The organism is Pseudomonas sp. CFSAN084952 (assembly GCF_009648855.1).
GTDB lineage: Bacteria > Pseudomonadota > Gammaproteobacteria > Pseudomonadales > Pseudomonadaceae > Aquipseudomonas > Aquipseudomonas paracarnis.
In genome coordinates this window covers 566,495-587,947 of sequence record NZ_CP045767.1, presented here as the reverse complement: position 1 = coordinate 587,947, position 21,453 = coordinate 566,495, and the positions used below count along the sequence as shown (strand labels likewise).

The 21,453-nt window shown below is 59.6% G+C and carries 25 protein-coding genes and 1 pseudogene; 4 read left to right on the top strand and 22 right to left on the bottom strand.

Features of this window, described 5'->3' with window-relative positions; genetic code table 11:
- Positions 1-6: 6 nt before the first annotated feature.
- The 18 genes from GH769_RS02675 to GH769_RS02600 all read right to left on the bottom strand — a co-directional run bounded on the left by GH769_RS02675 (position 7) and on the right by GH769_RS02600 (position 12,051).
- Positions 7-219, bottom strand: a complete 213-nt coding sequence (locus GH769_RS02675) for a tail protein X (protein ID WP_014717172.1) — start codon at positions 217-219, stop codon at positions 7-9.
- Positions 212-595: a phage tail protein gene (locus tag GH769_RS02670; RefSeq protein ID WP_014717171.1), complete on the bottom strand. Its 384-nt coding sequence runs from the start codon at positions 593-595 to the stop codon at positions 212-214. Before GH769_RS02670 ends, GH769_RS02675 begins: the two co-directional genes overlap by 8 nt.
- Positions 595-2,817, bottom strand: coding sequence for a phage tail tape measure protein (locus tag GH769_RS02665; RefSeq protein WP_032903273.1), 2,223 nt, complete (start codon positions 2,815-2,817; stop codon positions 595-597). The genes GH769_RS02670 and GH769_RS02665 overlap by 1 nt, the downstream gene beginning before the upstream one ends.
- A gap of 6 nt (positions 2,818-2,823) precedes the next feature.
- A complete protein-coding gene (locus GH769_RS28965; RefSeq protein ID WP_014717169.1) occupies positions 2,824-2,949 on the bottom strand; it encodes a hypothetical protein in 126 nt (41 codons plus the stop codon).
- A complete protein-coding gene (locus tag GH769_RS02660) occupies positions 2,946-3,518 on the bottom strand; it encodes a phage tail assembly protein (RefSeq protein ID WP_014717168.1) in 573 nt (190 codons plus the stop codon). Before GH769_RS02660 ends, GH769_RS28965 begins: the two co-directional genes overlap by 4 nt.
- Positions 3,519-3,698: 180 nt before the next feature.
- Positions 3,699-4,205: a phage major tail tube protein gene (locus GH769_RS02655; protein WP_014717167.1), complete on the bottom strand. Its 507-nt coding sequence runs from the start codon at positions 4,203-4,205 to the stop codon at positions 3,699-3,701.
- Positions 4,205-5,371, bottom strand: coding sequence for a tail protein (locus GH769_RS02650; protein WP_014717166.1), 1,167 nt, complete (start codon positions 5,369-5,371; stop codon positions 4,205-4,207). Before GH769_RS02650 ends, GH769_RS02655 begins: the two co-directional genes overlap by 1 nt.
- 2 nt (positions 5,372-5,373) lie before the next feature.
- Positions 5,374-5,547: a hypothetical protein gene (locus GH769_RS28775; RefSeq protein ID WP_003189022.1), complete on the bottom strand. Its 174-nt coding sequence runs from the start codon at positions 5,545-5,547 to the stop codon at positions 5,374-5,376.
- An 85-nt stretch (positions 5,548-5,632) separates the two neighbouring features.
- Positions 5,633-5,869, bottom strand: coding sequence for a tail fiber assembly protein (locus GH769_RS02645; protein ID WP_032903274.1), 237 nt, complete (start codon positions 5,867-5,869; stop codon positions 5,633-5,635).
- 11 nt (positions 5,870-5,880) lie between these two features.
- Complete coding sequence (locus GH769_RS02640) at positions 5,881-6,633, bottom strand: hypothetical protein (RefSeq protein WP_032903276.1); 753 nt, start codon at positions 6,631-6,633, stop codon at positions 5,881-5,883.
- Positions 6,634-6,722: 89 nt separating this feature from the next.
- Positions 6,723-7,259, bottom strand: coding sequence for a tail fiber protein (locus GH769_RS02635; protein WP_032903278.1), 537 nt, complete (start codon positions 7,257-7,259; stop codon positions 6,723-6,725).
- Positions 7,256-7,894, bottom strand: a complete 639-nt coding sequence (locus GH769_RS02630) for a phage tail protein I (protein WP_032903280.1) — start codon at positions 7,892-7,894, stop codon at positions 7,256-7,258. The genes GH769_RS02635 and GH769_RS02630 overlap by 4 nt, the downstream gene beginning before the upstream one ends.
- Positions 7,891-8,886: a baseplate J/gp47 family protein gene (locus GH769_RS02625; RefSeq protein WP_014717161.1), complete on the bottom strand. Its 996-nt coding sequence runs from the start codon at positions 8,884-8,886 to the stop codon at positions 7,891-7,893. The genes GH769_RS02630 and GH769_RS02625 overlap by 4 nt, the downstream gene beginning before the upstream one ends.
- Positions 8,883-9,215, bottom strand: coding sequence for a phage baseplate protein (locus GH769_RS02620; protein ID WP_014717160.1), 333 nt, complete (start codon positions 9,213-9,215; stop codon positions 8,883-8,885). The genes GH769_RS02625 and GH769_RS02620 overlap by 4 nt, the downstream gene beginning before the upstream one ends.
- 9 nt (positions 9,216-9,224) lie before the next feature.
- Positions 9,225-9,836: a phage baseplate assembly protein V gene (locus GH769_RS02615; protein ID WP_014717159.1), complete on the bottom strand. Its 612-nt coding sequence runs from the start codon at positions 9,834-9,836 to the stop codon at positions 9,225-9,227.
- Between the two features lie 3 nt (positions 9,837-9,839).
- Positions 9,840-10,355: a hypothetical protein gene (locus tag GH769_RS02610; RefSeq protein ID WP_014717158.1), complete on the bottom strand. Its 516-nt coding sequence runs from the start codon at positions 10,353-10,355 to the stop codon at positions 9,840-9,842.
- A gap of 23 nt (positions 10,356-10,378) precedes the next feature.
- Positions 10,379-10,717: a phage holin family protein gene (locus tag GH769_RS02605; protein ID WP_005785384.1), complete on the bottom strand. Its 339-nt coding sequence runs from the start codon at positions 10,715-10,717 to the stop codon at positions 10,379-10,381.
- 590 nt (positions 10,718-11,307) lie between these two features.
- A complete protein-coding gene (locus GH769_RS02600) occupies positions 11,308-12,051 on the bottom strand; it encodes an XRE family transcriptional regulator (RefSeq protein ID WP_172832690.1) in 744 nt (247 codons plus the stop codon).
- A 225-nt stretch (positions 12,052-12,276) separates the two neighbouring features.
- On the opposite strand from GH769_RS02600, the gene GH769_RS02595 reads away from it, so the two are divergent.
- Together GH769_RS02595 and GH769_RS02590 are read left to right on the top strand one after the other, a co-directional pair.
- Positions 12,277-12,765, top strand: a complete 489-nt coding sequence (locus GH769_RS02595) for a Panacea domain-containing protein (protein ID WP_014717156.1) — start codon at positions 12,277-12,279, stop codon at positions 12,763-12,765.
- Positions 12,758-13,129: a hypothetical protein gene (locus GH769_RS02590; protein ID WP_032903281.1), complete on the top strand. Its 372-nt coding sequence runs from the start codon at positions 12,758-12,760 to the stop codon at positions 13,127-13,129. Before GH769_RS02595 ends, GH769_RS02590 begins: the two co-directional genes overlap by 8 nt.
- Before the next feature lie 61 nt (positions 13,130-13,190).
- Here the strand turns inward: GH769_RS02590 and GH769_RS29260 are convergent, their stop codons facing one another.
- From GH769_RS29260 to GH769_RS02570, 4 genes are all read right to left on the bottom strand, one after another.
- Positions 13,191-13,400, bottom strand: coding sequence for an ultraviolet light resistance protein B (locus tag GH769_RS29260; protein WP_306108847.1), 210 nt, complete (start codon positions 13,398-13,400; stop codon positions 13,191-13,193).
- A 26-nt stretch (positions 13,401-13,426) separates the two neighbouring features.
- Positions 13,427-14,080 (bottom strand): RraA family protein, encoded by a 654-nt coding sequence (locus tag GH769_RS02580; RefSeq protein ID WP_020301165.1) that lies wholly within the window; start codon positions 14,078-14,080, stop codon positions 13,427-13,429.
- Positions 14,081-14,107: 27 nt separating this feature from the next.
- Positions 14,108-15,163, bottom strand: coding sequence for a D-isomer specific 2-hydroxyacid dehydrogenase family protein (locus GH769_RS02575; RefSeq protein ID WP_108538567.1), 1,056 nt, complete (start codon positions 15,161-15,163; stop codon positions 14,108-14,110).
- Positions 15,164-15,227: 64 nt separating this feature from the next.
- Complete coding sequence (locus GH769_RS02570) at positions 15,228-17,915, bottom strand: phosphoenolpyruvate carboxylase (RefSeq protein WP_032903284.1); 2,688 nt, start codon at positions 17,913-17,915, stop codon at positions 15,228-15,230.
- 450 nt (positions 17,916-18,365) lie between these two features.
- On the opposite strand from GH769_RS02570, the pseudogene GH769_RS02565 reads away from it, so the two are divergent.
- Together GH769_RS02565 and mutS are read left to right on the top strand one after the other, a co-directional pair.
- Positions 18,366-18,569 (top strand): annotated as a pseudogene (locus tag GH769_RS02565) (DUF3077 domain-containing protein); the annotation flags it as partial.
- Positions 18,570-18,783: 214 nt separating this feature from the next.
- A complete protein-coding gene (gene mutS, locus GH769_RS02560) occupies positions 18,784-21,375 on the top strand; it encodes a DNA mismatch repair protein MutS (protein ID WP_020301168.1) in 2,592 nt (863 codons plus the stop codon).
- Positions 21,376-21,453: the final 78 nt, after the last annotated feature.

Below are 21,453 nucleotides of genomic sequence, written 5' to 3'. Positions count from 1 at the left end.
GGCTCCTTAATCCCAGGCGGAAACCGGCCGGCTCGCAACCGGTTGCGCGTCCAACTCGGGCACCAGCACGCTGACGCCCGCCGGCAGTACCGCGCCCTGTTCGGCCAACTCCGGGTTCAAGCGCCACAACGCTTCTTCTGCGGCATCATCACTGCGCCCCAGTTCACGGTAGAGCAACAGGTTCACCGAGTCGCCGGCAATACTTCGAACCCTACGCATTGACGAACTCCTCCAGTAACAATGTCCAATTGATCACCATGGCCGTCCCGTCGTCGATCACGCTGGCTTGTTTTTCACTGATCGACTGGATGGTCCATAGCCCCCAGTTACGCCCTAACCCGTCCACCAAAGGCAACGGCGCACGCAGGGCCTGCAGGGTGCGCAACTCATCCAGGCGCGCCATGCCATTGGCACGCGCAGCCTTGCCGCCCAATGCCAGCGTTTCGAGCCCCTGGCCGACCTGGCTGGATTTAGGTTTGCCGGCAATGATGTCGAGACTGACCCAGCCCCCGCTGCTACCACGATCAAGCGTGTCGTAGGCGAACCCACGGGACAGCCCGAAAATAAAAGTACCCAAGACCATCTGTTGTCGCATCACACAGCTCCATCGGTGAGTGCTGCGCCGCGTCGGGTCGCCAGCAGGTTGTCCATCGACAGCGGGGTAAATTGCGCTTCGATCTGTTGCACCACGAGCGCCGCCAGTTGTTGATGGCTGGCTTGCTCAGGCGCGGTGATGGTGATTTGCGGGGCGAAGTTGATTTGGCGGTTGTCGGCTTGAGGGGCGTTGAGGTTTTTGCTGACCTCTGTGGGGGATGGCAGGCGATCGCCCGCCCCCATCACTTTTTCAGCCAGCCACGCACCGACGTCACTGCCCACGAAAGTGCCCACGGCACCACCGACTACCTTACCGATTGCGCCCCCGGCGACGCCGCCCATCACACCGCCCAACACTGTGCCGGCACCCGGAACGACCGAACCGATAACAGCTCCCGCCAGCGTGCCGACCGCTCGGCCTATCGCCATCCCAGCCACATCACCGACGACACCGCCGGCAACACCGCCGCCGATAGAGCCCACGCTAGTGCCAACCGCTTGACCCAGGTTTCCGGTCATCGCGCCTTGCGTCATCTCGACACCGGCCTGGGCCACCACCAAACCCAGGGGGACCCCTTTGGCCAGCTTGCTCACCTTCGCCGCTTTGCCAGAGATGCCAGGGCCGGAAGCAGGCGGGCGATTACCGCTGTGCTCGTCATTGCTCGGGGCTTTGCGCTGGCTGTCCGGCGGCGTGGTTTTATTCCCTGCTGCCGGCCCCTCTCCGAGCACTTTCCCTGCGACCTTTTCGAAAATCTTGTCCTTCACGGCACCGAAAACACCAGAAACCACCGGGATCAGCACCGCCCCCGCCAGGGCGACGGCAGCGGCAGCCTTGGGCAGGCCTTCCGCGAGCCAAGCCACGCCACTGACCAGGCCGTTCATTGCGGTCAGCGAGGCATCTACAACGGGGGCAAGCGCTGTATCAGAGGCGGTGCTCAAGCGTGTGGTACTGGCCTCGTAGGCTTGCCGACGCGCGTAAGTAGAGTCCGCACGAACCGCGGCCGAACGCAGCACCGAACCTTGGTCGCCCAGCGTCGAAGTGGCGTAGGTGGATTTTTCTGCGACCAGCGAAAAGGCCTGTTTCACGCTGTCGATCACCGGTACCAGGCTCAGAATCGTCTGGTTGCCGTCGAACAACTGCGTCGCCAGCACCGCCTGCCTTTCGGCAGGTTGCGACTTGAGCGCCTCCAGCACCGTAAGCACGGCCTGTGGGGCGTCCTGTTTCATGCCCGCCGCGAGTACTTTTGGATCAAGCTTGAGCTCTGCCCAGGCACTGCGTTGCCCTGCAGAGGCGTTGTCGCCTTTAGCCAGGACGGTGCTGATTTTTTCCAGCCCGGCACCAGCAACAGCCTTGCTGTTACCTGCGCTCAACAACGCCGCCGAAAGCGCTGCAGCCTGTTCGGGACTCATGCCCGCAGCCTTCGCGGCAGCGCCCTGGAGTTGCACAACAGCGCCGATATCCGCCGATTCGGCCTTGAGCGATACCTGGGTGCCCAGCACGTTTGTTGCGTCGGCAAGGTCCAAGGCTTGTGCGCGATCAAGGTGCATTGACTCGCGCCAGCCGCCCATGATTTCGCCGGAATTTTTGACGTCGATCTTGAACGCCGTCGCCATGATCGCAGCGTCGCGAGCGAACTGCTGCAGGTCTGCCCGGCGCCCAACGGGGTCGATATTGCCCGAAGCGTCCTTACGATCACTGCCGATACCGGAACGGGCGGCGGCATACTCGACCTTCGCGAGGTCGACGGCACTGGCACCACTGGCAGCTACCACCGGCTCGGACGCCATGGCAAGGTTGGCTTCACGCAATGCCTTGCGCTCATGCCGGGCAAACATCAACAGTTGATCAATATCGGTCATCGCGGCGTCCAGCGCCTGCGAGGGTGTGCGCTTGTCTGTAGCCGCGACGGTCTTCGTACCCTCTGCGTTCCCGGCAGTTTGAGCTTGCCGGGCGTCCATCACCTTGAGCAACGAGACGTTGAACAGCTCCAGCGTATCGACCAACCGTACCTGCCCGTCCGCCAGATGCTTGATCTGCAAGCTGGCATCGGCCAATGCCAGGGCCAAACTCGCCGCACTCCCCGGGGCCACCTCAAGCGGGCTCGGCAGCGCTTGGGTGATAGGTTTGAGACTGGCCTGCATTCCTGTCATCTGAAGGGCGCCCTGAGTCATCACGCCGTCCTTGGCAATGGCTGACCCTGCTCCATGATTACTATCTGCCATTGCGCTCTACTCCTGTTTGACGCCAAGACGACTGATTGCGATGTCGTAGCGGCGCAATGCTTTGCCGGCTTCCCAATCGAGGATTTCCGCTTCGTTCACCGAGTAAACCAGCGGCACTACATCGAGAATCACTTCGATGTCGCGCTCCGAAAGAAGTCCGCCGGTTTGTTTAAAAAATCGTCGATGCGCTCCTGCAGCTCGGTCCAGTCGGGCACGGTCAGGCCGGCAAGATCGGGAATCATCAGGCCCGTGCAATGGGCGGTGATGAACTCGGCGCGCTCTTTGTTAGTGGCGAGTTTTTTCATCACCTTGGTAGCGCGCAGGGCGGGCATTTCCAGGGGCAGTTCCGACAGGTTTCGGCCGGCGGCTTCCAGGGGTAATAGCAGGTGGACAGGCTGGTCGTGGGTCGTCACGTCCTGTTCTTTCAAGAAGAACGAGGCCGGGCGTGTCGACATTTCGTGTACGTACTGCGCAATGCTCACGTAGTCCGGGCGCTTGAGTTGGTCGAGCTCTTTTTCCGACAGGCCGGTGGCGAGTTTCGCCAGTTCGAAGAACTGGTCGTCCTCGTCATCACCGGCCCGGGCCAGCGCGTCTTTTTGCGCGGCATAGAACAACGGTTTGAGTTGAACCTGCTCGATCATTGCACCGGTGTCGGCGGTGATCGGGGACAGCAGGATGTGCAACGGTGGCATCCAGGCCATGGGGAATTCCTTGTTGAGCGGTGTTGAAAAGTGCGAAAAATCTAAACCTGAGCATGGCCCCTGTGGGAGCTGGCTTGCCTGCGATGGCATCCACTCGATACACCAGGGATACCGAGTCGCCTGCATCGCAGGCAAGCCAGCTCCCACCTTGACCGTGCTCGCCTCAGATTGCGCCGGCCCTTAAGGCATCAGCACGGCGCGGCGCGCATCGCCAAGGATGTCGACGCCGTTGAGCACGAACTTCTGGGTGCGCACATCGATATCGATCACCGAAATGCCATTTTCCAGACGGTTGTAGGTACGGCAGGACAGTTCCAGCGTGGTGGTGGCCTTGTCGCCCATTTTCAGCTTCGCCTCCTCCAGGGATTTGAGCTTGCCGCCCACGGTGTGGTAGGTGAAATAGGTCTTGCCGTCTTGATCCTGGCCGGCTTCACGCACGTTCAGCAAAATGTCGTCGCCCATGCGCACGCCCAGGGCCAGCATGATTTGCGGGCCGGCACCTTGCAGCACCAGCTTGGCATTGAGCACCTTGCCGCTCTTGGCCATTTCCTCGGCGATAAAGCGCCCGCCGGACATGGCCTCCATGTCGAACTCGATCTTCGGCGGGGTGAATTCTTCCACGGTTGCGGACAACGGCAGGCCTTGAAGGGTGGCCGCAATGGCCTGTCTGACTCGGTTGGTAAACATTAGAGAACGTCCTCCAGGAACTGCTCGATGATTTCATCGCGGGCGTTGAGTTGATAAACCATGTGTTCGTTCGGCGCGTAGCGGCCGTAGTCGATGACGATGAACCAGGTGCCGTTCTTGTATTTCTCGACGCTGTTCAGTTCCGGGTGCAGGTACACGCTGCCGCCGGGGATGGTTTCGTCGGCCACCAGGGTTTGCAGCCAGTCGTTGATGCGCTTGACCTCCTGGTCCATGAAGGACTTGGTGAGGTTCTTGGCCATGGCTTTCTGGCCGGCCTTGACCAGCTTGCGGCTGATGGCATCTTCCAGGCCGACGTAGCTGATGAACTTGCCGGTGATGGAGCGGTTGCCCAACAGCGAGAAGCCGCCGAGGATGGTGCGGGCGTAGTAGCTCACGCCGTAGCGGTTGAGCAGGTCGCCTTCGGTGGAGGTGTCGAGGATGTTGTACTCGACCACGCGGGAAACGTCCTCGGCGAAGGTCACCTGGTTACCTGGACTCTCCCACTGCTTGACCTTGGCCAATGCGGCGATGGCCAGCGAGGATGGCGACAGGAACACGTTCTTCTTCGCGGCTTTGGAGTACACCGACGGCATGTTGTGCACCAGCAGGCAACGGTCGAAGCCGAGGTCGGCCCCGCCCAGTTCACCGCTGTAGGTCACTTGGTCGGCAACGGACGCGTCCTTGCCATCCAGTACCACACGGGCCTTGATGCGCTTGCCGAAGGAGGCGAACTCACCAGCCACGGCCTTGGTGCCGGTAAAGCCTGGAGCGCCGATGATGGTCAGGTCTTCAGGGACGCTGCTCAGGGCCGCCAGGCCCAGCTTGCGACCGGTGACCGGGTCGTTGCCGCCGATCACATTATTGATCGTATCGGCCGGGGTGGCGCCTTCTTCGACGATGACCACATAGACCGGCACCTTGACCACCTTGAGGATCTGGTACACCGCCTGGAACAAGGTGCCCGACTCAGTGCCGGTAGGGTCCAGCAGCGCCTGGGCGGTGAAGCTGTTGATGCGAAACGGCGCGTTTTTCGGGATCGACGCATGGGCATTCGGCGCAGTGCCGACCAGGCCGATGACGTTATCGCCAAGGCCACCCATGGCCTCGGGGGATTCAGTGGCATTCACAGTGATGCCGTTGTGCTCGAAGTTCAGGACTTCTGCCATGGTTATTCAGCCTTCTTGGGGGTGGAGTTGAGGACGCTGGTCAGTTCCAGACGGCCAGCGGTGCGCAGCGCGGATGCTTCGACGTCGAGCAGTTCCAGTTCCTCGCCGGCGGTGGACCAATGGCCGTTGCCGATGGGGAATGGGATGAGGACGGTGTAGGTTTGGCGGGTGGGCATGGGTGGAAATCTCCGAGAGGGAAATGCAAAAGCCCCTGCGGGGAGGGGCTTTGGGGAGGCGAAAAAAAACCGCTTTCGCGGTGGGTTATTTCAGGAACTCCGGCTTATGGGGCCATACAACGGCATCAGGATCGCTGCCTTGATCTGGAATATCTCGCAAGCCCTGACGGTAGGCCATAAATACAGGGCGATCCTTGTCCAGCATTGGATAGTCAGGCATGGCGGCGTAATCACTGGCCGCCAAGTCCGCATCGCGAGCTTTACGAATCAGTGTCCATTTAATCAGCGGGTGAATCTCAGCAAGTGCAAACTCAGGTTTCATCAGTATTTTCCTTAACCCAAAGCCAACATAGTTCCCCAATCGGAAGGGTGCGTGACGACACCGGTACAGGCACCGCCGAGCATGACTTCAATTAACCCACTGCCAGAAGTACGCATAGGATGAATATGCATGTAGTGAGAAAAGAACCCCGTCGGTGGTACGGGCACGGAGCACCAGCGCCACTTACCCTTTTTGTTGCCTGTCGTCCATGTACCGTCGACAGAACCCTCTACCACCCGAACAAAAGCGGCTATCGTCATATGGGTGTTGAGAGGCACAGGTGTTGTTCCGCTCAATCGTTCCATATCGACGGCACAAGGGAATGCAAGCCACGGGCTGACATTGTCCTCCGACCATTTCATTTGCCAGACGTGAATCGGATTTCGCCAATATTCGGCCGAACTAATATCGAAATCAGGAAACTGCTCACGCACATCTGCCTGAACCTGGCGCATAAAATCGACGTCTGCCTGAGGACGTCCCGCCGACTGAGCTGCCTGAGTAATCGTTCGTGATTTTGTCGCCGTGACCTGAGTATGAACATACCAACCGTCAATCAGGTTGCCCGTCACATCAGGGGCCATGTGAAAGTTCTTTGTCATCGCCACTCTGGGTATATGGCGACTAAAACTCGAAAGCTGGTCTTCATATTTCCTCTGAGCATCTGCAAGGGCTTTATCAATCTCCCCTACCTTACCCGCCACCGTATTCGTCAAGTTGTTTGCCGCGCTGACAACGGCGGCCAATTGCTGTTCAGTACTCAATGTTTGAACTCCTTGTTTTACTGGTCATTCCTTAACGGCTTGCAATCAAGCCAACGTATAACGTCCTGACGGTCATATGAAGCAGGCGGTCAAGCTGTCTTCGCCTCGAGCGCCATCAGGCGAAACAGCACCCCGATACCCCTTGTCATAGTGTCAATGCTCGCTGCCGAGAGCGACGCTAGCTCTTCAGTCAGCAGAATATTGAGGTTCTCAGTCCCTACCACAACCGTCACGCTATCCGCCGGCAACGGCGAAACATCCAGCGTAAACTTCTGCAGCACCCGCGCCGCCGCCGCTTTATACGTCAGCAACTTCCCCGCCACGGAATACACCGCCAGCAAGGTGCCGCTGGCGAGGTAAAACCCGAACTCGCCAATCTCATACTCACCGTCGCCATCAAACAGCGCGGCCATCCTGAGTTGGCGCTCGCCCAGGTCTTCGTAATCGACGATGGCCACCCGTTGACGCTCGTCACGCAAGGCCACTTCCGTGCCGTCGGGGTTGTAGCGGCCGGTGCCGGCGCCGATGTGGGTGATTTCGCCTTTGAGGCCTTGGTTCTTTGCCTGCAGCACTTCATCCAAACCTTTGGAGGTGAAGCGCACCAGGCGCGTGATTTCATCTGTCATGGCTGCGCCCTGAGGTCGTAATCGTTAATGGTGTAGTGCTGGGCAACCCCGGCACTGTTTAGGCGAGCCACCAGCGCCAGGTCCGGCAATGCGCCGTTCAGGTAGAACTCGCCGTCGCTTAAAGGCGCGTCGAGCACTTGCGTGAGCGCGAGCTGGCCTTCGGTTTCATGCACGATGGTAATCGTCGCCTGATCGCGCTCACTTTTCGCCGCGTTGATGCGACGGATCAGCCGGTTGTGGTCGCCGCTGGACCAACTGCGCCCGATGATCGCCTGCACGTCGAAGGTGTAAGGCACGCCCAGCGGACGTTGCTGGTACCAGGCGCTGATATTCGGCGTGAAGCCCAATGACTCCACCGCATGGCTCAGTGCCTTGGGCGTGCCGGCCTGGCGTTGAATCTGCCAGGACAAGGCCACGGTCAGGCGTTTTTCCGCTTCGCTGGCCTCGGCATCCCATTCGCTGACGCCACGGTCGGCGGCCAGGTAAGGCAGGAACTCGCTAGGGGTATACAGCGGGTTCATCAGCGCCGGAAACGGCGGGGCGACACGCTCAAGCAATGTGCCGAAGCCCAGGTCCAACGCCTTTTCCAGCGGTGAGCTGTTGGCGGGCAGCAAACTCGCTCTGGGTTCACTCATAGTGTGCGCACCTCCACCTCGACGCCCGTGCAATACGGGGCCTGGAACGCCGTGCTGACAATCGGCGCCAGCGGTTCGAGGATGTGCAGTTGCGCGGCCCCGGCACTGTGGATGGCGTAGTCGATCCAGCTGGGGTCCACCCGCCCTTCCAGACGGTGGCAGGACTCGGCGTAGTCTTGCAGCAGTTTCTGCGCGGCCACTTGGGTCAGCCCCGAGTCCGGGCCGGCGTTGATCTTGGCCACCACGCGAATTTTATAGGGTTGAATCTGCGCGCCTTGGACGCTGACAAGATCGGTCTCTGGCCGTACATCCGGCCGTGCGAAATGTCGACGTACACCGTCAAGCAAGTCGACAGATGGCGTGCCGTCGCCCTCCCTGGAAAGCACGGTGACCATGACTTCCCCCGGTGCGGTGCGGCGAGCGTTGCCGTCCTTGACCTGGGCCGCGTAGCCGTCGGGGTCGAAGGTGTAGGTGACCGTGACCACACCGGGCGTCGCGCTTTGTACTTTCACTGCTGGGCGCTCGCCCAAGGTGAACACTTCGCGGCGATACTGCATGCGCGAGCCCGCCGCTGGGGCGTGGGGTGCCAAGTAGTAGCGCAGGCGGGCGTCGTCGTCGCTTTCCAAGGTGGGCGGCACCGGCGGGAAAGCCGCCGGGTCGCCTGGGTCGAGCACTTGGCGTTCCAGGCCCATATCGGCCAGGCGCGCATCCAGGTTGCTACCGGTGGCCCACCACGCCAGCATCTGCTTGATGCGCGCGTTGTATTTGCGTTCGTGGGTTTGCAGGCGCACGCAAAACGCTTCCAGGGCCAGGGTCAGCAGTTCGCTTTCGTTGTCGAGGCTGACCTGGAGTTTGGCTGCGCTTTGCGGCGCGCGAGTGGCGACGTAGTCGATGACAAACGCTTTGAATTCGGCCAGCAACGGCTCGAACTCATCGACCTTAATGATGGCCGGTTCCGCCAGTTGGTTCTGGCCGGGGATCAGCATACTCATGTCACGACCTCGAAGGATTGTTGGCGGTTTTTCCAGGTCCCGGCAAACCGCAGCAGCAGGCCGGCGCCCTGGCGGGTAGCGACAATGACCTGAGGGTCAAAATCGCCAATGCCGTTATGAATGTTGTAGAACGCTTGGGCGGCGTGGCTTTGGGCGAGGATCAGCAAGTCATCGCCCAGGTTCTGGCCGAGCAATTGCGGGATCAGTGAGCCGTACAGCGGGCGCTTTTGCCGCGTTCCGATGGGGGTGGTCAGCGCGCGGGTGGCGCGCTGCACAAATTGCAGCCAGTCGTCGACGGCCGCCCCGGTGTTCCTATCGATTCCGAGCATGGGGTGTCCTTATCGGGGGCTGATGACGCGTCCTTGATGGTCCACCACCGGGCCGCTGAAGTGCGCGCCGCCGGCATCCAGCAACAGGCTGGTACCGCCGATTTGCAGGGTGATGCCCTGGGCGTTGAGGGTCAGGCTGGCGGCGCCGACTTTGACGTCAACCTGTTCACGGGAACCGCTGAAGCTGGTCGGGCCGTTGACCCAGTTGAAGGTGTGGCTGGCGTCGTCGTAGTCGCTTTGGGTGCCGTCTTGATGGCGCCGCCGGGTCAGCGTTGCCACGCTGGAGACCGGCGGGAAGCGATCACTGTTGAGGCCGAACAGGGCCACGGATTGCACACCGCCCTCCCCCCCGCCGTAGTTGAGCAGCAGGCATTGCTCACCCACCGTGGGGATGCGGGTTTCGGTTTGTGCACCGGCACTGGGGTTGAAAAAGCGGATCGCCGGGGTGAGCAGGTCACCGTGGCTGACCTTGCAGGTGTTGCTGGCCGCATCGACGTGCTGGCAGATGCCGATCCGGCAGAAGCTCTCGGCGCGGCGGTAGAGGTCCTCGAGCTGGGACTCCATCTCAGCCAGGCGTTCGACGATCGGTCCCAATTGCATGCGTAACAGCGCGTCGAACATGGGCTACTCCGCCAGTGGCTGGTATTGGGTTGGGTCGTCGATGTTGGAGACGTCCCAAGTGCAGGCAAATAGCGGTTGGCCTGTGGGATCGTCGAGTAACACCGGCCCCAGATAGAGGGTTTGCGTGAAGGAAACCGTCCAGGTGTCGTAGTCCGTTTCCACGGAAGTGCGCGCAGCGGGAGCGGCGACGATATTCGCCGGCAAATCGCACTGTGTCTGGGGCAGGTTCCAACGGTTATCCAACACCAGGTCCATGAGTTGGCTGGCCAGGTCGCAGGCATCGAACGGCAATGCACCGGGGGCGACCATGGCCCTCAGTGAAATGCTCAGCACGTGAGCCTTGCGCCCTTCGCGAGAGCGAATGCCCGGGCCATTGCCTTCGACCGTGACCTGCACACCGGTTTTTTCGGCGTCGCCCTTAAAGTCCTGGTGGCTACCGACCTTGATGTCGGGGAAGGCCGCGTGCAGCACCGCGCCGATGGCCTGGGGCAGTTGGGATGGCTTTTCGATAAGCGTCATTTTAAGTAGCGTCCTTGCAACAATTACTGCGGGTCCTGGCGGGAGCCTTGGTTGATCCCGATGCGCTTGGCTGCCCACCGTTCATAAAGACCGATGGCCACGTCGGCACCGGCCATGGCGGTCAGGCAACCAATGGCGCCGGCGGTCCAGATCGACATTCCGGCGGCGTAGCACAGCATCAGGGCGGAAACCCCGCAAACCATGCACGCCCCGGAACGCAGGGCCAGACGGCGGATCAGTGACCAACCGCGGGCGCCCTCCTTGTCGGCCCGCCACATCTCGCCGGATACGCCGCCGATCACTGCCAATACGATCACCAGCCAGATAGGCATTTCCGCTAACGCTTGCTGTTCATTTGTCATGTCACGCCTCCTGGCTGAGCAATAGATAGTCCGTCTTTCATTTACAAATGCTTGAGTAGGTAGGCATTCCAAAAAGCCCGGTCGCCCGGGCTTTTCAGTAATGATGTCCTCGGACTTTCGGCGCTACTGGCGCGGTACGGTCCTTTCCTCGATGTTTTTCCGACCACGATCCCTGTCTGCCGGATAACTGCTTCTGGTGCTTTACGCTGCACACCCGGGTCAGTTGCCAACCCTCTGAACCGTTAAGGCCGGTTCATCGCTGCCTGTTGTTGAAGCGGTGAAACTAAAGAGCGTCGGCATCCTTGCCGGTGTTGCCTGGCATCCCTGCCATCGCTTCGATGGCGTCCTTGCCGATGTTGCGTGCCTTCCTTGTCTTCCTTGGCAGCATCCTTGCCGCCTCCACCAGGCCTTGTTGGCTGGCTTGAGATGAAGAATATGCATTTATGCATATACAGTCAATGCACAAATGCATTTATTTTTGCTGCGGAAATGCGCATATGCATTAGAAGGCCTACTGGCTTGGGGTTTGCCGGTTTTCTGCGGGCGAAAAAAAACCCGCACATGGGCGGGTTTCTTCTTACGAGTGGGAGTTAGCGGGCGTACATACCCCACCAGAAAACATGACCGAGGATGCTGATCTGCTCGTCCTGGATATCCTGGAAGCTGTAGTCCTCATCGGGGTGTTCATCACGATTGAAGCTGCGCAGGCGGATACCGGAAGGCAGGCGGTAGAGCTGTTTAACCCGCAACTGGCCGTTGTGATTGATGGCATACAGGTCGCCATCGACGATGTCGCCAATGCCGCTCTTGCCGGCATTGACCCCCACCGTGGCGCCGTCGCGCAACACCGGCAACATACTGTTGCCGCGCACCGTCACGCACTTGGCCTGGTCGAACTGCACACCGTTATGCCGCAGGCTGCGCTTGCCGAACCGCAGGCTGGCCTTTTCGCTTTCCTCGATGACGAATCTTCCTGATCCAGCAGCCAATTCAACCTCGCGCAGAAAGGGGATCGACACCTCGTCATCATTGACGGGGGTGTCGTCGTCCCACAGGCTTATGTCCTTGAGTTCCGAATGCATCGGGTCGCGCCCGTCATCGCGCAAAGCGCCCACTGCTGCACGCCCGCGCAGGTAATCAGTGCTCACGCGAAAATACTCGGCGATACGGGAGATGTGTTTATCCGACGGATCAACGATCTTGCCGCTGAGGATCCGGGACAGTGTGGATTGAGGCACGCCAGTGCGTCGGTGAAGCTCCGTGGGGGAGATCCGGTCGCGGTCCAGCAGCTCTCTTAAGACGATAGAAACGTTGCGTTTTTGCATAGCGCGGATAGTGACGGGAGTTTGGGGGGTTGGCAAATGCTAATTTGCATATTTATGCATTAAACATCCGGATCTCACTTAATTCGAATCAGAACACTGTATATACAACCAGTTATCGACACTCTATTATTCCGACAGCTTGGTATTGCTGCCGATCAACACCTTGCATGTCGACAACTCAAGGCCTATGTATAAAACTCTTTGACAACGTAGCCAGCAACGACGGAGGTGCTCATGGCTTATTCAGCGCTAGCTGTCGCTAACGCCTTCATTGAACGTGCGAAGGAAGGCAAGCTTTCGGGCCTGACGCCCATGAAGCTGCAAAAACTGCTGTTTTATACGCAGTCCTGGCATTTGCGCGAACGGGATCAGCCCCTCATGGATGATCACTTCGCCCGCTGGCAATATGGCCCGGTCATTCCGTCGCTTTACCATGAGTTAAAATCCTACGGTAATCGCCCGGTGACCGCGTTGCTCAGCAACCTGAAGCCCGACGCTGAAGACATTGTCTTCGTGACACCGAGAGTGCCTGAGAGCGATACCTACACCCATCGTTTGATTGACCGGATCATCAACAAATACGGCAAGTGGTCTGGCACCCAACTGTCCAACCTCTCCCACGAGGACGGCACAGCCTGGGCCCTCAAGGGCGCCGACGGTTCGGCCATCGACTGGGAAGACATGGCCACACTCATTCACCCAAAGAGCCGCATCCGTGAGTGAAGAACTCGACAACCTGGAACTCACCTTGCCCCCCGTGGCAGGGCCTGACCAGGACACCCAAGCCGGTGGCGAGCAAGCCATAGGCACCGACGATGAAAGAAGCCAGAACCTCAAAGACCAGAAGGCTGAAAGGCAACTGCGCAAGAAATATGCGGGGCGTGCGTTTTGGTTCGCTGCGTGCGGGGTGATCTTCTGGGGGGTCCTGCTGGTGTGGAATGGCTGGTCGAAGTATTACTCGGGTAAAGCGCCGTTCTCGGACAATGTGTTGATTGCCATCACTACGGCGACTTCAATCAACTTGTTTGCGGCGTTTCTTGGGGTGATCAGAGGGTTGTTTCCGGCTAGTGGGCGTAAATCCAAATAGTCTGGTCGTACTCATACCCTGACTTCTCTCTATCCGGCATTAAGGTGTGAGCACGCAAAAGTCAGTTAATCATCTTCAAGGCACTGATCTTTTTTTTAGTTTTTGCCGAGCTTATCCAGCAGCGACCGGCTGCAAAAATCGCACCGAGGTGGAGTTTCATCTTGCGGCCAACACCTCGGATTTCCGCCACGTCCGTATTGCGCAAGACCTGGTCCCGCTTAACCGGGTCGGTGCTATTGACCACCCCGACCAGCATCAACTGAAGCCGCACCCGCGGCGGCTTCTGTCGTCGGCCAGTCAGCGGCGCGGAGTCTGCAAGGCGTGGTAGCCGTAATCGGCGCGAGCTTTGCGTAAAGGAACGCCCTCCTCGATAGCCGTACGAATATGTTCTTCGGCCTGGTGGATTTCTTCGGCCACCTCCAGCACTTCGCTCAGTGAGCCGGCCGGAATCACCACCAGGCCGTCACCGTCGCCGCGCAACCAATCATCGGGTTGTACCCGCACGCCACCCAGCGTAACGGGCGCCTGGATCGCTTCGACACGCACGCGATCCTTGCCGGTGCGCATCCAGTTCCCCCGGGAAAAGATCGGGTAGTTAAGCTCCAACGCACGGTCGACATCGCGGCAGATACCGTCAATCACCGTCCCGGCCAACTGCTTACGGGCGGCGGTAGAGGTCAGTAAATCGCCCCACACGGTGGTGTCGAGCCGCGCCTGGTTGTCGATCACTACCACCTGGCCAGCCTCAAGGTCGTCGATGTAGTCACCCACCGAGCCGCCGTCCAGGCCAATAGGGCCGTAGCGCAGGGTCCAGGCTTTGCCTGTGAGGTTGAACGACCGGTCCAGAGGCATGATGTCGGTGCACTGGCAAACGATTTTCAGGCGGTCCATCGCATCGCTGAGGTCGGTGCAACTCAGGGCGTCGAGGCGGGTAACAATAGAGGTTTGCATGATGTGGCCTTCCTTGTGTCCTGTGGGTTAACGCGCGGTGGCGTCGGCACTGAATGCGTGGATCTTGTCGACGATCTGGCGTGACGCCGTCCGGATTGCCGTGGTGGTATTGCCAGCGATGTGCGGCGTCAATTGCGCATTGGCAATAGCGGTCAATGGCGAGTCGAAGCGGTCTTTTTCAAGGGCAAAGGTATCGATGGCGACGGCTTTGATATGTCTGGGAAACTGGCGCATGAAAGCGGCCAACCGGTGTTCGTCGACGATCCCGCCGCGCGCGGTATTGATGAGGATTGATCCCTGGCGCATCTGCTGGAACTCGGCGGTGCCGAACAAGCCTCGGGTCTGCGGGGTGAGCGGTACGTGGATCGAGACGATGTTCGCCTCGGCCAGTAACTGTTCAAGACCTGCCCGCCGCTCAAGCCCAAGGCTATGCGCCACCGGTTCGGTAAAACGTTCGGACCCGGTGGCGATCACCCTGATGCCCAGCGCCGCAGCCTTGCGCGCCACCTGCCGGGCAATGCTGCCGGTGCCCACCAGCCCAAGCGTCAGTTCGGCGTATTCGCAGGCAGGTGCCAAGGAGCCTTTTGCCCAATGGCCGTTGTGCGTTTCAGCGTTGTAGTCATCCAGGTCGCGCGACAGAAACAGCGCCTGGGCCACGACGTATTCGGCAACAGCGGTCGCGTTGGAGCCCGGTGTGTTGAGGATCGCCACGCCACACTGCTCGCACGCCAGCCGATCAATATGATTGATCCCTGTGCCAGCCTGGGCAATGGCGCGCAGTGGCGTGGCCAACGCCGGCGAGGTGGCAGCGCGGATCAGGCCAGCGCCCAACGGGATGTTCAGGCGCGTCTTGAACACGCTGTACCCCCCGGCCTGACTCACGGCGGCAATAAAGCCAGGCTCGTCATGGCAGTTGATCTCGGCATAGTGAATGCGCGTGCCGTAGTGCTGCCGGATGCGCTCTTTGTCCGCGAAATAATGCAGGTTGAGGGTGACGCCCAGGCCCAGTTCAAGAAAGCGATCGACTTCCTCAAACAGTAACGGCGGCCCGGGGGCATCCAGTATCAAGGTGGTAAATGCCATACAGTTGATCCTCTTGGAGGGTAGCGCCTGCCGATACCCAGGTTGCCCTGGGCATCGGGGTTAATCACCAGGTGAAATGGTGGGCGCTTGCGGGATCGACCAAACCTGCATCGGTACTCACGGCCGCGAGGAACCCGCTGTAGAAATCATTCAGCGATGACGACTGGATGAACGCGGGATTGCTTTTGGCGTAGAGCAGAAACAAGCGATAGATTCGCAAGTTCTTTTCCTTGAGATAGACCTCGGCCCTGAGGCTGGGCCATAGGTTGAGCAAGCTGCCTTCCTTGATTTTCCATGGATCCGCCGGCTCGGTGCCGTTGGTGGCTTTGTACACGAAGCGCTTACCTTCAATCACTTCCAGGTGCAGGCTGGCCAGCAGCTGTTCGGCGGTACCGACGGCTTCGGCCTTCAAGGCTTGCGCCAGCCTCTGGATGTGGGCCTTTTCCGGGATGCTGCCGGTCAGGGTCAGCCAGGCGCATTTGAGGTCGGTTCGCGCAATGGCGTAGGCCATGCCTTTGACGTAGGTGTGAAAGCTCTCATCCTCGTTGAAGGCCTTGGACAAGCAAGTTGCCGGCTCTTGCGCAAACTGCCCGACGCCGATCAGTTCGCTGTGCAATCCACCGGCCAGCAAGGCGCGGGTCCAGGGAATCGCACGAATGGCATCGGGACGCGACTCGAACACCTTGATGTTGAAGATACGAGAAGGCGGCCGGGTGCCTTTGGCGGTGGCCCTGACCACATCGAATCGCGCCAGGTCCCGCAGCAGGGAAGGCAGCGCCGGATGCTCGAAGAACGTCGCCTGGTAGCGGCGCACCACGCCCCCCCAACGTTGAACCCTGCCGGCAATGACCTCCTCGGACGGCTGCGGCTTGGGCTCGGCGTGCATACGGTACAACTGGCTGAGAAAGTTGACGGACTGGTTGCGGGTCAGCAGATGAGCGCGCATCTCCGCGCAGCCGGCCAGCATGAAGCGGGTTTCCGGGCCCTCCAGCGCGCCGAACTCCTGCAAGGTCTCGGCGATCACCCCATTACACCGTGCGTGTTCCCCGCCCATGATGACGTGGACGACCACCTCGATGCCATAACGGGCCGCGATCAACTTGTGCTGGTTGGCAATCGCCATGTTCAGCTTGTGCATGGCCTTGCCGCCTTGCTTGCCCGTGTCGCTGGGGCCAAACGTGATGTATTGGCGGTTGCCGCGCGTTGCCAGGTGCTGGCGGTACACCGGGTTTTCGTACACCTCATGCACCGTGGCCACCGTGCGCTCGGCACCTGCCAGGTCTTCAGGTTGCAGAGCGATGTCAATCCCGTCCCGTACCTGGGCCGCTTTCATCAGGAACAGCACCTCCAGCGCGCTGAGGGCCGAGGTGTACTCGGCGATCCCGTGGATTTTCATCCGGTCGCGATAACGGTCAATCATTTCAAACCGTTCCACCGCGTTGCGCGCATCGTGCATGCGGATATAGCTCGGATCCTGCTCCATCAGCGCAATGTAATCCTGGCCGGCATATTGCTCGACTTTCCGCGTGTAAATCGGCGTGGTGCGTTGCAAATACTCCTGCCACAGGGCAGCGGGCGTCCGGGCCGCCCCGCCCTCCAGCGCGACCTCAAGGGCGGCCTGACGCGCACGCTCATCCAGCTCGTGATAGTGCCGGCCCTGGCCCAGGCCGATGGTTTCCAGCCACTGGCTGGAAAGGATCTCATTGACCACGCAGCTGAACATCTCGGCGTTTTCACGAAACTCGATATCCAGATAGTGAAAGCCAAACGCATGCACCCGCAGCAGCAGACGGTCGATGGCGGCGGGCTGGGTAAAACGGATGCTGCTCAGTGCGTCGATCAGTTCGGCGGGACGCTTGAAATGCTCGGGATGATCCTTGCCCACGCGAGCACGAATCTCTTCAAGGCGATGCCGTGCGCCGCCGTCCTTGATCAGACTGTCGATATCAGCGATGTAGCGATTGCGCAGCGCCGTTTCCAGCGCCACCACCAGGGTTTCGGTGTGCTGGTTGGTGTCATAGGGGCGGCCATCCTTGTCGCCGTATAACCAGGTGAACAAAGTCAGCCATTTTTCCTGCGGCGCCAGGCCCAGGGCGTGATGCACGTCGGGCAACGCGTCATACACACTGTCGGCGTAAAAAATCTGTGACTCGATATCGGTGCCATTACTGCCCGACCACACGGCGTTGTACAACTCCAGCAGAAGCTGCGCAGTGACTTGAGGCTTTTTCAGGCCACGATCCTCGACGTGCTGTGCCAGTTTCTGCAAGACCAGCACAACGGAATGCTTGAGCTGATCGGTTTCCTTGCACAGCACTCCCAGGCTGATATTCACGCCCGCAGGCGCTGCAATCAACTGCGGATCGAGCGTGAGCAACTGACGAGGCAGACTGGCTTGCGAAGCAATCTGGGTCGCCACACCCCTGACCGACAATTCGAACAGCAGTTGCTTGATCAGTAACAACTTCCAGAATGCCTCGACGTCTTTGCTGGAGCGCGATTCGAAGAACGCCTTGCCCAGAGCTGCGGCCAATTTCGAATCACCCTTGTCCAGATACGACAGCGTATCGATTTCAGCATAGATCCTGAGACAGGCACGGGCATGCGGGGTGTGGGAAGCATCATCCGTGTTGGCCTTGAGTGCGTGCTCCAGGGCTCGCCATAGGACGTCATGCAGTAGCGCGGGGTTGGTATGGCCGATTGAGGGGCGAGTTGATGCATTTTCCAGTATGGAGTTGATCACATGATTCATGGGTTCAAGCCTCGATAATTGTCAAATCCCTTGTTTGCAGTGCGCCGAACAGACACACGCAAAATCATCAATGTCCCAGGCTTAACCCACTGCGTCGCAACGAACGGAACTCACCTGTTCGCCGACAGAAAGCCCCCTTGTCGATACCGAAAAACGGCAAAAAAATGAAACAATTTGTTACATCTGTGAGCAATAAAACATGCTCCGAATTTTTCGACAAAAGACCTTTTTGGAATAGAGAGCCAGAAAAAAATGATAGGAAGCTAATAAAAATCACATCAACGATTCTTTTTAGTGCGGATGTTTTTTCTAAAACCCTGATTATTCGAAATTATATTCACCCGCTCAAAAACGCTCGCCCCGGAAAGAATCTCGCGAAGGCACGACCTGCGAGCGCAACTTAAACAATTCTTCATAAACACGGCTTTATGAAAAACCAGAGCAGGTTCACGCATTAACAGCGGTGTTTCCTTGCAAAACGCCTTGCACCCCACCTCCAATCTTCTCCACGTCGCCAAGCTGCTCGTAGAAGATGCGGCGATGACCAAGGAGACGGACCGTTACGCCTGGGCTTCGCATGACTTGCAGGAAATGGTCAAGGCGGTGGTTGATGATGGGGTGAAGGTGTTGGATTCGCCGGTTAATACCCAGTAAGCCGCGAAAATAGAAAAGGCGGGCAACCGCTAACCTGTGGCGGCGCCGCTCCTTTAGTGGTGGATATCGGGGCGGCACCGCTTTTGCTTTTTACCTATCCGTTTGCGACCTGCGAACCCCCGACCTCGCGTGTTAACCTTGCCGCCATCGCAAAAAATGCTGGGCCAAGCGCCCCCTTTGCCCCATCACTTTCAACGAATTTGCCTACTACCCAATGAGTAAAAACACTTCAGACCTGTCCTCCCACACCCCGATGATGCAGCAGTACTGGCGCCTGAAAAACCAGCACCCTGATCAGTTGATGTTCTATCGCATGGGCGACTTCTACGAGATCTTCTACGAAGACGCGAAGAAGGCCGCCAAGCTGCTGGACATTACCCTGACCGCGCGCGGGCAGTCGGCGGGGCAGTCGATTCCGATGTGTGGGATTCCTTATCACTCGTTGGAAGGCTACTTGGTCAAGCTGGTCAAGCTGGGCGAGTCGGTGGTGATCTGTGAGCAGATCGGTGACCCGGCCACCAGCAAAGGGCCGGTGGAGCGCCAGGTGGTGCGCATCATCACCCCAGGCACGGTGAGTGATGAGGCGTTGCTGGATGAGCGTCGCGATAACCTGATTGCGGCGGTGTTGGGCGATGAGCGTCTGTTCGGCCTGTCGGTGCTGGATATCACCAGCGGCAACTTCAGCGTGCTGGAGATCAAGGGTTGGGAAAACCTGCTGGCGGAGCTGGAGCGTATCAATCCGGTGGAGTTGTTGATCCCGGATGATTGGCCCAAGGACTTGCCCGCCGAGAAGCGTCGGGGAACCAAACGTCGTGCACCGTGGGATTTTGAACGTGATTCGGCACTGAAAAGTCTGTGCCAGCAGTTCTCGGTGCAGGACCTTAAAGGCTTTGGTTGCGAAACCCTGACCCTGGCTATCGGCGCTGCCGGCTGCCTGCTCAGCTACGCCAAGGAAACCCAGCGCACGGCCCTGCCGCACTTGCGCAGCCTGCGCCATGAGCGTCTGGACGATACCGTGGTGCTTGATGGCGCCAGCCGTCGCAACCTGGAACTGGACACCAACCTGGCCGGTGGCCGCGATAACACCCTGCAATCGGTGGTAGACCGTTGCCAGACCGCCATGGGCAGCCGTTTGCTGACCCGTTGGCTGAACCGTCCGCTGCGGGACTTGACCGTGCTGCAAGCGCGTCAGACGTCTATTACCTGCCTGCTGGACGGCTACCGCTTTGAAAAATTGCAGCCGCAACTGAAAGAAATCGGCGATATCGAACGTATCCTGGCACGGATCGGTTTGCGCAATGCACGGCCCCGTGACCTGGCGCGCCTGCGTGATGCCTTGAGCGCCCTGCCGCAGTTGCAAGTGGCGATGACCGAACTGGACACGCCGCACCTGCAACAGCTGGCCGTGACGGCCGGCACGTACCCGGACCTCGCCGCGTTGCTGGAAAAGGCCATCATCGACAACCCGCCGGCGATCATTCGTGACGGCGGTGTGTTGAAAACCGGCTACGACAGTGAGCTGGATGAGCTGCAATCCCTGAGCGAAAACGCCGGGCAGTTCCTGATCGACCTGGAAGCCCGCGAAAAAGCCCGTACCGGCCTGGCTAACCTGAAAGTCGGCTACAACCGCGTGCATGGCTACTTTATCGAGTTGCCGAGCAAGCAGGCGGAGTCTGCGCCTATCGACTATCAACGTCGCCAGACCCTCAAAGGCGCCGAGCGTTTTATCACCCCAGAGCTCAAAGAGTTCGAAGACAAGGCGCTGTCAGCCAAAAGCCGCGCCCTGGCGCGGGAAAAGATGCTGTACGAAGCCTTGCTCGAGGACCTGATCAGCCGCCTGGCGCCGTTGCAAGACACCGCCGCCGCCCTGGCGGAGCTGGATGTGTTGAGCAACCTCGCCGAACGGGCGCTGAACCTGGACCTCAACTGCCCACGGTTTGTCAGCGAACCGTGCATGCGCATCGTGCAAGGCCGTCACCCGGTGGTAGAGCAGGTGCTGACCACGCCGTTCGTCGCCAATGACCTGTCGCTGGACGACGATACCCGCATGTTGGTAATCACCGGTCCGAACATGGGTGGTAAATCCACCTACATGCGCCAGACCGCGTTGATCGTGCTGTTGGCGCATATCGGCAGCTTCGTACCCGCAGCCAGTTGCGAATTGTCGCTGGTGGACCGCATTTTCACGCGGATCGGCTCCAGCGATGACCTGGCCGGTGGCCGTTCGACCTTTATGGTGGAAATGAGCGAAACCGCCAACATTCTGCACAACGCCACCGAACGCAGCCTGGTGCTGATGGACGAAGTAGGTCGCGGTACCAGCACCTTCGACGGCCTGTCCCTGGCTTGGGCCGCGGCCGAACGCTTGGCGCATTTGCGTGCGTACACGCTGTTCGCCACGCACTACTTCGAGCTGACGGTGTTGCCGGAAAGCGAGCCGCTGGTGGCCAACGTGCATCTCAATGCCACCGAGCACAACGAGCGCATCGTGTTCCTGCACCATGTGCTGCCAGGGCCTGCGAGCCAGAGCTACGGCCTGGCCGTGGCGCAGTTGGCCGGTGTGCCGAACGAGGTGATCACCCGTGCCCGCGAACACCTCAGCCGCCTGGAAACCACGGCCCTGCCCCATGAAACCGTGGTCGCCAGCCCAGCCAAGGCCAGCAAGAAACCTGCCGCGCCGCATCAGAGCGATATGTTCGCCAGCCTGCCCCATCCGGTGCTGGATGAGTTGGCAAAGCTTGACCTGGATGACTTGACGCCGCGTAAAGCGCTCGAAATGTTATATGCACTGAAGACTCGGATATAACGCAGACGCTTGCAAGCTGATAGAATCTCGCGCGGTTTGGGATGCTGCGGGCTTTTAGCCTGGTCCGCAGACTATCGC

Coding starts and splice junctions, on each gene's coding strand:
- GH769_RS02580 (WP_020301165.1), bottom strand. CDS start 14,080: ATGCAAACCTCTATTGTTACCCGCCTCGACGCCCTGAGTTGCACCGAC.
- GH769_RS02650 (WP_014717166.1), bottom strand. CDS start 5,371: ATGGCAGAAGTCCTGAACTTCGAGCACAACGGCATCACTGTGAATGCC.
- GH769_RS02635 (WP_032903278.1), bottom strand. CDS start 7,259: ATGACAGATGAAATCACGCGCCTGGTGCGCTTCACCTCCAAAGGTTTG.
- GH769_RS02630 (WP_032903280.1), bottom strand. CDS start 7,894: ATGAGTGAACCCAGAGCGAGTTTGCTGCCCGCCAACAGCTCACCGCTG.
- GH769_RS02615 (WP_014717159.1), bottom strand. CDS start 9,836: ATGTTCGACGCGCTGTTACGCATGCAATTGGGACCGATCGTCGAACGC.
- GH769_RS02665 (WP_032903273.1), bottom strand. CDS start 2,817: ATGGCAGATAGTAATCATGGAGCAGGGTCAGCCATTGCCAAGGACGGC.
- GH769_RS02610 (WP_014717158.1), bottom strand. CDS start 10,355: ATGACGCTTATCGAAAAGCCATCCCAACTGCCCCAGGCCATCGGCGCG.
- GH769_RS02570 (WP_032903284.1), bottom strand. CDS start 17,915: ATGAATCATGTGATCAACTCCATACTGGAAAATGCATCAACTCGCCCC.
- GH769_RS02675 (WP_014717172.1), bottom strand. CDS start 219: ATGCGTAGGGTTCGAAGTATTGCCGGCGACTCGGTGAACCTGTTGCTC.
- GH769_RS02625 (WP_014717161.1), bottom strand. CDS start 8,886: ATGAGTATGCTGATCCCCGGCCAGAACCAACTGGCGGAACCGGCCATC.
- GH769_RS02605 (WP_005785384.1), bottom strand. CDS start 10,717: ATGACAAATGAACAGCAAGCGTTAGCGGAAATGCCTATCTGGCTGGTG.
- GH769_RS02670 (WP_014717171.1), bottom strand. CDS start 595: ATGCGACAACAGATGGTCTTGGGTACTTTTATTTTCGGGCTGTCCCGT.
- GH769_RS02620 (WP_014717160.1), bottom strand. CDS start 9,215: ATGCTCGGAATCGATAGGAACACCGGGGCGGCCGTCGACGACTGGCTG.
- GH769_RS02575 (WP_108538567.1), bottom strand. CDS start 15,163: ATGGCATTTACCACCTTGATACTGGATGCCCCCGGGCCGCCGTTACTG.
- GH769_RS02645 (WP_032903274.1), bottom strand. CDS start 5,869: ATGAAACCTGAGTTTGCACTTGCTGAGATTCACCCGCTGATTAAATGG.
- mutS (WP_020301168.1), top strand. CDS start 18,784: ATGAGTAAAAACACTTCAGACCTGTCCTCCCACACCCCGATGATGCAG.
- GH769_RS02595 (WP_014717156.1), top strand. CDS start 12,277: ATGGCTTATTCAGCGCTAGCTGTCGCTAACGCCTTCATTGAACGTGCG.
- GH769_RS02660 (WP_014717168.1), bottom strand. CDS start 3,518: ATGGCCTGGATGCCACCGTTGCACATCCTGCTGTCCCCGATCACCGCC.
- GH769_RS02655 (WP_014717167.1), bottom strand. CDS start 4,205: ATGTTTACCAACCGAGTCAGACAGGCCATTGCGGCCACCCTTCAAGGC.
- GH769_RS28775 (WP_003189022.1), bottom strand. CDS start 5,547: ATGCCCACCCGCCAAACCTACACCGTCCTCATCCCATTCCCCATCGGC.